This window comes from Neglectibacter sp. X4, from assembly GCF_009917365.1.
Lineage (GTDB): Bacteria > Bacillota > Clostridia > Oscillospirales > Acutalibacteraceae > Acutalibacter.
On sequence record NZ_QWLE01000080.1, the window covers coordinates 1 to 7735 of the forward strand.

Here is a 7735-nt window from a genome sequence, read left to right on the forward strand (position 1 = left end):
ATGTTTGACGCGCTGGAATCCGAGAAGCCCAACCATTTTGCGGTGCGGCAGTACAAAAAATATAAGCTGGCGGCGGGTGATATATGCTCTAAGCGACTTGTTAATCACTTGATTTTTCGGTGATTAGTGAGGACAGCTTAGAGCATATTTTCATTCAAGGAGGTCTGTGCTATGGCAAAAACCAAGATTCCTGTCCAGCAAGGCAGAGGCGCTCCAGGCCGCCCTGGAGGAGTTCTGCCCCCGGCTGTCCACGCCGGATGAGCTGAAACGGTTTTACGATGCCATCTCCCCCGACATGGACCCCAGCGGCTTCACGCTGTACCGCATGGCAAAGGAGCTGACGGGGATCGATGTGCCGTCCTGTTTCCCTTACGAGGACAACCGGGGACTGTTTGAGGAGATGAGCGGCCATAGCCTCTTGGACTGGCTGACCGCCGTCCACTTCCGGGCGGTGGATTGGGACATTATCCCCGGCAGCACCTACGAGTCCGCCACGCTGCGGGAGGTGGATACCTCTACCTCCGAATACCAGGCATTTGAAAAGCAGCTCTATGCGAAGGTGCTGGAGCGCATGGGCTTTCAAAGCCTTTTAGGGCCGGAACAGGAGGCGGGCGCTATAACGGAACTGAAGCAGCACAGCCCGCAGCCAAAACGGGGAGGTGAGACACGGTGAGCAGTATCAGTGAGATCAACAAGGATACCTTCTGGGAACTGATCGCCCAGGCGAAGGAGCAGTGCGGCCAGGACCAGGATGCCTTCTGCCAATGGCTGGAGAACCGGCTGATAGAGATGGGGCCGGAGCAGGCCCTGAATTTCGACTATGCCGCTTTTGCGTATCGGGCGGCGGCATACAAATACGGCCTCTGGAGCGCCGCCTCTGTCATGTTGGACGGCTGCACCGATGACGGTTTTACCGACTTCCGGGGCTGGCTGATCGCCCAGGGCCGGGATGTGTACATGGCCGCGCTGAAGGACCCGGACTCATTGGCGGATGTACCTGTCTATGGGGACTGCTGTTTTGAAACGATCTGCTATGTAGGTAATTACGCTTATGAGGAACTCACTGGACGGAACACTTACGAAGATTTTGACCCCGCCGTATCCCGTGCATGGTCGGAGAAGATCGAGCCGGAGACGGGGACAGTGATCTACGGCTATCTGTGGGATGAAAAGCGGGAGCATTGGCTGGTGGACGAGGAGGCCGCTGCCGTAGTACGGCGCATCTTCGCCATGACGCTGGCTGGCTACGGCCCCTATCAAATCGCCACCCGGCTGACCCAGGACAAGGTTGAAATTCCATCGGTACATCTGGCGAGATTTAACGAGGGTGTGAACCGAACCAAGCCAGTCAAGGACATTTACGGCTGGGGTTCCTCCACCATCGTCCATATCCTCAAAAAGCGGGAATACCTGGGCCATACCGTCAATTTCAAAACCCGCAAGCACTTCAAGGACAAAAAAAGCCACTAGAGGGGCTGATCCTCACCTTCATTAACTGGAAGTCGGCTACTATACAGAAATTTTCTTCGTAGAGCGTGACGTGAGATATATCGCAATCAATGACGGAGCAGACAGCGCAAAACAAGCCCTTTAAGCGGAATTTGTATGCGTTCGCTTAAAGGCTGCTATATTTCTTAAAAGCCGCTTAAATAGTGTCTACATGAGTTAAGCACGAATAGCAGCCCAAATAGCGATACAACGGACGTGTACCGCTATTTGGGCTGCTATCCGTACTTAATTCGTGTAGACACTATCTAAGGAAACGCAAAATTTCCACTGATATGCAAGCGGTTTTCCGCGAAAAAACCTAGTATTTAAGCCGTTTCCCGGAGTTTCCCACATTTTTTATGTTGAAAAGCAGGCCCGTCCTGGATTTCTCACTCTTCACGAAAACTTACAACCTGTAAAATTATGGGTTTCTAATTGCTATTAGTGGTTTGAACAGAGCTAACGCCACCTCTTAAGAATACGTCCCGCTTCTGGACACCACGTCCAGAAGTTCTACCTATCTTTCAAATTCGCTTTGGGCGTAGGCCTCTTAGCAGAAGGGAAAGCACGAGTCGTCATTGACATTTAGTATTCCAAGACACTGTGAAAACGTAATAAAATTATAGAATTGACTTTTGCGGCTATTTACGGTATAATAAAAATACTTAAAGACAGTATTGAGGGATTTTCGGCCATGATATTCTGTTGCAAAGTAGCTTTAACTTTATTTGCTGTTGGGATAATGAGGGTAGAAGCAAATCTTTAGATGATCACTATGAGAATACCTATCGGGGTGTGGCGCAGTTGGTAGTGTGCGACATTTGGGAGAATACGCCCAGCTAGACAGAAACTAAATAACCGGGTGTAGCGCAGTTGGTAGCGCGCCTGCTTTGGGAGCAGGATGCCGCAGGTTCGAATCCTGTCACTCGGACCATGTCGAGTGTTCATAACGCAACTGAACACTCATATGTAAAGGAACAGTCAAAAGGCTGTTCCTTTATTATTTTTTGTGGGGGCTTTTACCCGGCCTTGCCGACTAGATACTCAATCGCCACCCCCTGGCGGCTGTCCAGCACCACATTGTCCGGGTATTCCTCAACCTGCGGCAAATCCAAGGTGCCGATAAAATTGTAGTGGATCACAATCCTCTGCGTTCTGTCCTTACCCTTTCCCTGGATGTGATACACGTCAATTCTCTCCACAAGCTCATGCAAAATTATAGGCGTCAGCGTTCTCATCTCCATGAACTTACGCACGGCCCTTAAAAACTGCTCCTTACAGAAAGCCCTGTCATCTTCCTTGTCGCACTGGCACTGTAACTCTGCAATGTCTTTCTTGAGCTGCTGTTGCTCCTCGTCATACCGCTGGGACATTTTCATAAAACGGTCGTCGGATATCTTACCCGCCACATTGTCCTCGTAAATATGTTCAAAAAGCCGGTCAAGCTGGCGCGGTATTATGAGTATGTGGTGAAGCACTGAAAAATGCGTTTTGTATAAATTTCCGCAGGCTGAAAATTTATACCCGCATATACATTTGTTAGTAATTTGTTAGTAACCCAAATTGTTACCAAGTGTTACGAGACGTTTCTGAGTCTGAAAAATCGGCTTAAAATCAAGCTTTTTCAGCTTGTAACAGGCTATAACATCGCTTTAACTTATTATTCAAATATGCAGTTATGAAGCCGGAAAAAGTAGTAGAAATAGCTTATCCAAAGTTGATGAAAGGGAAAAGGTTAATCATTCCGGGCATATATAATAAGCTCTTAGTATTTTTTTCAAGAATTTTGCCCGTTGGAGTAACGAATAGCCTGACTTTATTTATGATGAGATAGCAAAATTGGACGGATAATCAAGGGGCGATAGACAAAATGCTGCCGCCCCTTTGGATTATAAAAAGCAACTATAAACCATTCAACACCCCATGTGGGAGAAAGGGGGGAATTTCTATGGCTTGTACAGAAGCATACAGGGAAATTTGAACACCTGTAGCCAATGAGTCATGCTCTCTTTCAAGGTCTTGCGGGATTCATCTGACTCCTGTAACTCTTCCTTGAACGCTGCAACGTAGTTGGTCATTTTCTTGGTAACTTCCGCTTTAGTGGTGCCTGAGAAGGATTTGCGTTTGCGCTCCCCTCTCTCGTCCATGTACCAGACGGTGCCGCCCCAGCGGGCATCGGTTCTCTTAAAGGCCTTTCCGTTAGTCAACAACTTCTTCTGAGCCATTTGTCAGCCCTCCTTTCTCAGCACACCACGATACCACACCTTGCCGCGAAAGTCCACCGACATTTTTCTTACTTTTTGTGTTGGCATTTCCAGATTTCTAAAAGCCGTATTCTTTGTTTTGCAACGCAAATTTTGAGCCAAGTGGCTTGCCCTTACAAAAGTGGGTTCGGGCTGCTGCCCGGTAACCGTGCCGTCCGACAACGTCGGACACAACTATCCTATGGATAGTTTGTGCTCATGCTTGCCATCCCAAAAAGGGGAGGATTTTTATAGGACTTAGCCGATAATTTTTTGTGCCATTCAGCAATTCTTTTGGTCAATGCTGTGCAGCAAATTAGTCTCTTCTAACCAAAAAGGCAGTTTTTTCTTCACGCGGGCTTGACAAGAGCGGTTAGTCGTGTTAAACTATGTTCGTTTGAGTTAGCGGTTGCTAACCCCCTTGTTGAGGAGGTGAAGAAATGATGCCGCTTACAATGGCAAAGGTTGGAGAAACCATTACCATCCGTAAAATCTCCGGTAAGGATGAAGTTCGCCAGCATTTGGCGGAGTTGGGCTTTGTGGTAGACAGCGATGTAACGGTAGTCAGCGAGATAGGAGGGAACATTATCGTGCAGGTAAAGGACAGCCGGATTGCGCTGGATAAAACGATGGCAAACCGAATCATGGTCTAAGAATTAACTCATAGAAAAGGAGGAAGATCGATATGAAAACACTGAAGGATGTTAAGGTGGGTGAAACGGCGATTGTGGCGCGGATCCACGGAGAAGGCCCGGTGAAACGCCGTATCATGGACATGGGCATCACCAAGGGTGTAGAGATTTTCGTGCGAAAGGTAGCTCCCCTGGGCGACCCGATGGAGTTGAACGTTCGAGGCTATGAGCTGTCCGTCCGCAAGGGCGACGCGGAGATGGTCGAAGTCCAGTAAGCCAGCGCGGCGGAAGGCCGCTATTATTTCCGCCTTGAGTTAGATGTGACTAATACACGAAAGGAGATCATCAAATGGATATCAAAATTGCGTTAGCTGGCAATCCGAACTGCGGCAAAACAACTCTGTTCAATGCCCTCACCGGTTCCAGCCAGTATGTGGGAAACTGGCCAGGGGTAACGGTAGAGAAAAAGGAGGGCCGGCTGAAGGGCCATAAGGATACAATAATCCAAGACCTGCCCGGCATCTACTCCCTGTCCCCATACACCCTTGAGGAGGTAGTGGCCCGGTCATATCTTATAAAGGAAAAGCCAGATGCTATCCTCAATATCGTGGACGGCACCAACATTGAGCGCAATCTTTACCTCACCACTCAATTGATTGAACTGGGCCTGCCGGTGGTAGTGGCGGTAAACATGATAGACCTGGTGCGGAAGAACGGCGACGCCATTGACCTCGCCAAGCTGGGGAGTGCCCTGGGCTGTGAAGTGGTGGAGATAAGTGCGCTCAAAGGCGAGGGCGGCATGGCCGCTGCGGAAAAGGCTGTGGATCTGGCGCAGAAGAAGCAGGCCGGGGAGCTGCCCCATGTGTTCACCGGCAGCGTAGAACACGCCCTGGCCCATATTGAGGAGTCTATTCAGGGCAAGGTAGCCGGCGGCTACCTGCGCTGGTACGCCATCAAGATTTTTGAACGGGACGAGAAGGTTATGGAGGAATTGAACCTCCCCTCCGACTTGAAAGCACACCTGGAAGAACATATCGCGGACTGCGAGCAGGAGATGGACGACGACGCGGAGAGCATCGTCACCAACCAGCGGTATTCTTACATCAACACGGTGGTTTCCAAAGCGGTGCGAAAAAAGGCCGCAAAGCACAGCTTATCCGTTTCGGACAAAATTGACCAGGTTGTTACCAACCGCATCCTGGCCCTGCCCATCTTTGTGGCTGTCATGTTCCTGGTGTATGCCCTTGCCATGGGCGGCTGGGGTGTCTCCATCGGCACAGCCGCCACGGATTGGGCCAACGACGGCCTGTTTGGGGACGGCTGGTTCCTACCCTTTTCCGGCTCGGACGCAGATGGCTATGACGAGGCGTCTGGTGCGTTTGAAGAGGCTTCCGCCATTATAGAGGCATACGAGGGCGGGGAGCCTGTGGCATACCTCTATGATGCCGATGCCGGTGAAGTCAGTACCCTGGAAGTGACAGAAGAAAGCTATGCCGAGGCCCTTACGGTGGAGGAGCCGGACCCCGCCAGTTATGGGACATATGTCCCCGGCCTGCCCGTCCTGGCAGAAAACCTGCTGAACGCCATGGGGGTCAGCGGGGTGCTGGCCTCCCTGATCCTAGATGGTATCGTGGGCGGCGTCGGCGCTGTCCTGGGCTTTGTGCCCCAGATGCTGGTGCTGTTCCTGCTGCTTGCCATCCTGGAGGATGTGGGCTATATGGCCCGGATCGCCTTCATCATGGACCGCGTTTTCCGCCGTTTTGGGTTGAGCGGCAAAAGCTTCATCCCTATGCTGGTAGCCACCGGCTGCGGCGTTCCTGGCATTATGGCCTCCCGTACTATTGAGCAGGACCGGGACCGCAAAATGACAATCATGACCACCGGCTTTATTCCCTGCGGGGCAAAGATGCCCATCATCGCCCTGTTTGCCGGGGCGCTGTTTGGAGGCTCTGCCCTGGTCACCACCTCTGCCTACTTTATCGGCATAGCCGCTGTGGTGGTTTCCGGCATTATGCTGAAAAAATTCAAAGCCTTTGCCGGGGAGCCCGCTCCCTTTGTCATGGAGCTGCCTGCCTATCACGCGCCCTCTGCCAGCAACGTCCTTCGCTCCATGTGGGGGCGGGGCTGGTCCTTCATCAAGCGGGCCGGCACCATCATCCTCCTCTCCACCATCATCCTTTGGTTCCTCAGCAGCTTTGGCTTTACGGACGGCGGCTTCGGCTGGGTAGAGGACAGCAACGCCTCTCTGCTGGCCGCAGTGGGCAGTGTAATCGCTGTGATTTTTGCCCCCCTGGGCTTCGGCACATGGCAGGCTTCTGTGGCCACCATCACAGGTTTGATTGCCAAAGAGGAAGTGGTCAGCACCATGCAGGTGTTCTACCCCGGCGACTTGGTTGCCAATGTCGCCATGGCTTTCACCGCCGCATCCGCATACTCCTTTATGGTGTTCAACCTGCTGTGCGCCCCCTGCTTTGCGGCTATGGGCGCTATCAAGCGGGAAATGAACAACGCGAAATGGACCTGCGCCGCTATCGGCTATATGTGCGGCTTTGCCTATGTAATTTCCCTGATTGTCTACCAGATCGGCGGGCTGCTTACCGGAACGGTGGGTTTTGGCCTGTGGACGGTGGTTGCCTTGGCTGCCCTGGCCGCTATAATCTATCTGTTGGTGCGCAAGGGATATCAGGGCGAAGGGAAGTCGCAAAGCCTGAGTTCTGTGGCTGCGGCCTCAAAATAAACAGAAGGGAGGCTCATAAGTAAACTGGGATGCAGACAGCCCCAATACGCTGAAAACAATCAAATGAAGAATATCCCTTACTGTTCTATTTACGGCGGTAAAGAATCAAGACAAATACGAATGAAATAAGCTGCGCAGCCATAATTCGGACAATTTGCATTTCGTCCGCACCCGTTGATGAAACCACATGCAGCATATTGGCAGCGACGGTATTATTGAACAGATGGTCGCCAAGCCCAACCCATATATTCCCTGTCATGCGGTTAAGAAGCCCCCATTTGATTCCCATAATTCCGGCAAGGATCACATAACCAATACTCATCAGAATCATTTCCGCAAATGGCATTTCCCGTTTATATAGCTTCTGATCGGCATAACAATGTGCCAAATGCCAAATAGAAACACGGCAATAAAATTAGCTGTCATAAAGGGCTTTGTTTCAGAAAGCATCTTTATAAACAGTCCTCGGAAAACGCCCTCCTCCATCCACACATTGATGGCATTCAAGAACAGGCATAACCCGAAGAAAAGGGAATCCGTATTCTTTATGGGAGAGCTGGTCAATGAAAAACCGCTGACATATAGTTCAAAATGCGCGGGATTGCCTTGCAGGGACAGAATGGCAAATTCAAGGC

8 protein-coding genes, 1 tRNA gene and 1 pseudogene are annotated in these 7735 nt (G+C 51.0%); 6 read left to right on the forward strand and 4 right to left on the reverse strand.

Annotated elements, in window-relative coordinates; all coding sequences use genetic code 11:
- Nucleotides 1-166: 166 nt before the first annotated feature.
- The 3 genes and pseudogenes from D1841_RS18765 (at nucleotide 167) to D1841_RS15760 (ending at nucleotide 2422) form a co-directional block, all read left to right on the forward strand.
- Nucleotides 167-673, forward strand: a complete 507-nt coding sequence (locus D1841_RS18765; RefSeq protein WP_201751352.1) for a hypothetical protein — start codon at nucleotides 167-169, stop codon at nucleotides 671-673.
- Nucleotides 670-1467: pseudogene (locus D1841_RS19945) on the forward strand (DUF4240 domain-containing protein); the annotation flags it as partial. The gene D1841_RS18765 and the pseudogene D1841_RS19945, both read left to right, overlap by 4 nt.
- Before the next feature lie 879 nt (nucleotides 1468-2346).
- Nucleotides 2347-2422, forward strand: a tRNA-Pro gene (locus D1841_RS15760).
- Nucleotides 2423-2507: 85 nt separating this feature from the next.
- On the opposite strand, the gene D1841_RS19535 is transcribed toward D1841_RS15760, so the two are convergent.
- Entirely contained in the window at nucleotides 2508-2897 is a 390-nt protein-coding gene (locus D1841_RS19535; protein WP_160644546.1) for a DUF4368 domain-containing protein, read from the reverse strand.
- A 537-nt stretch (nucleotides 2898-3434) separates the two neighbouring features.
- Nucleotides 3435-3713 carry a hypothetical protein gene (locus tag D1841_RS15770; RefSeq protein WP_160644547.1) on the reverse strand — a complete coding sequence of 93 codons (279 nt, stop codon included), beginning with the start codon at nucleotides 3711-3713 and terminating at the stop codon, nucleotides 3435-3437.
- Nucleotides 3714-4171: 458 nt separating this feature from the next.
- Between D1841_RS15770 and D1841_RS15775 the strand changes: the two genes are divergently transcribed.
- From D1841_RS15775 to D1841_RS15785, 3 genes are all read left to right on the forward strand, one after another.
- A complete protein-coding gene (locus tag D1841_RS15775) occupies nucleotides 4172-4384 on the forward strand; it encodes a FeoA family protein (protein WP_160644549.1) in 213 nt (70 codons plus the stop codon).
- A 32-nt stretch (nucleotides 4385-4416) separates the two neighbouring features.
- Nucleotides 4417-4638: a FeoA family protein gene (locus D1841_RS15780; protein ID WP_160644551.1), complete on the forward strand. Its 222-nt coding sequence runs from the start codon at nucleotides 4417-4419 to the stop codon at nucleotides 4636-4638.
- 74 nt (nucleotides 4639-4712) lie between these two features.
- On the forward strand, nucleotides 4713-7100 hold the full coding sequence (locus D1841_RS15785) for a ferrous iron transporter B (protein ID WP_160644553.1): 2388 nt from the start codon (nucleotides 4713-4715) through the stop codon (nucleotides 7098-7100).
- 85 nt (nucleotides 7101-7185) lie between these two features.
- Here the strand turns inward: D1841_RS15785 and D1841_RS19365 are convergent, their stop codons facing one another.
- Complete coding sequence (locus D1841_RS19365; protein WP_202622566.1) at nucleotides 7186-7422, reverse strand: hypothetical protein; 237 nt, start codon at nucleotides 7420-7422, stop codon at nucleotides 7186-7188.
- 5 nt (nucleotides 7423-7427) lie between these two features.
- Complete coding sequence (locus D1841_RS19370) at nucleotides 7428-7586, reverse strand: CPBP family intramembrane glutamic endopeptidase (RefSeq protein ID WP_237076429.1); 159 nt, start codon at nucleotides 7584-7586, stop codon at nucleotides 7428-7430.
- Nucleotides 7587-7735: the final 149 nt, after the last annotated feature.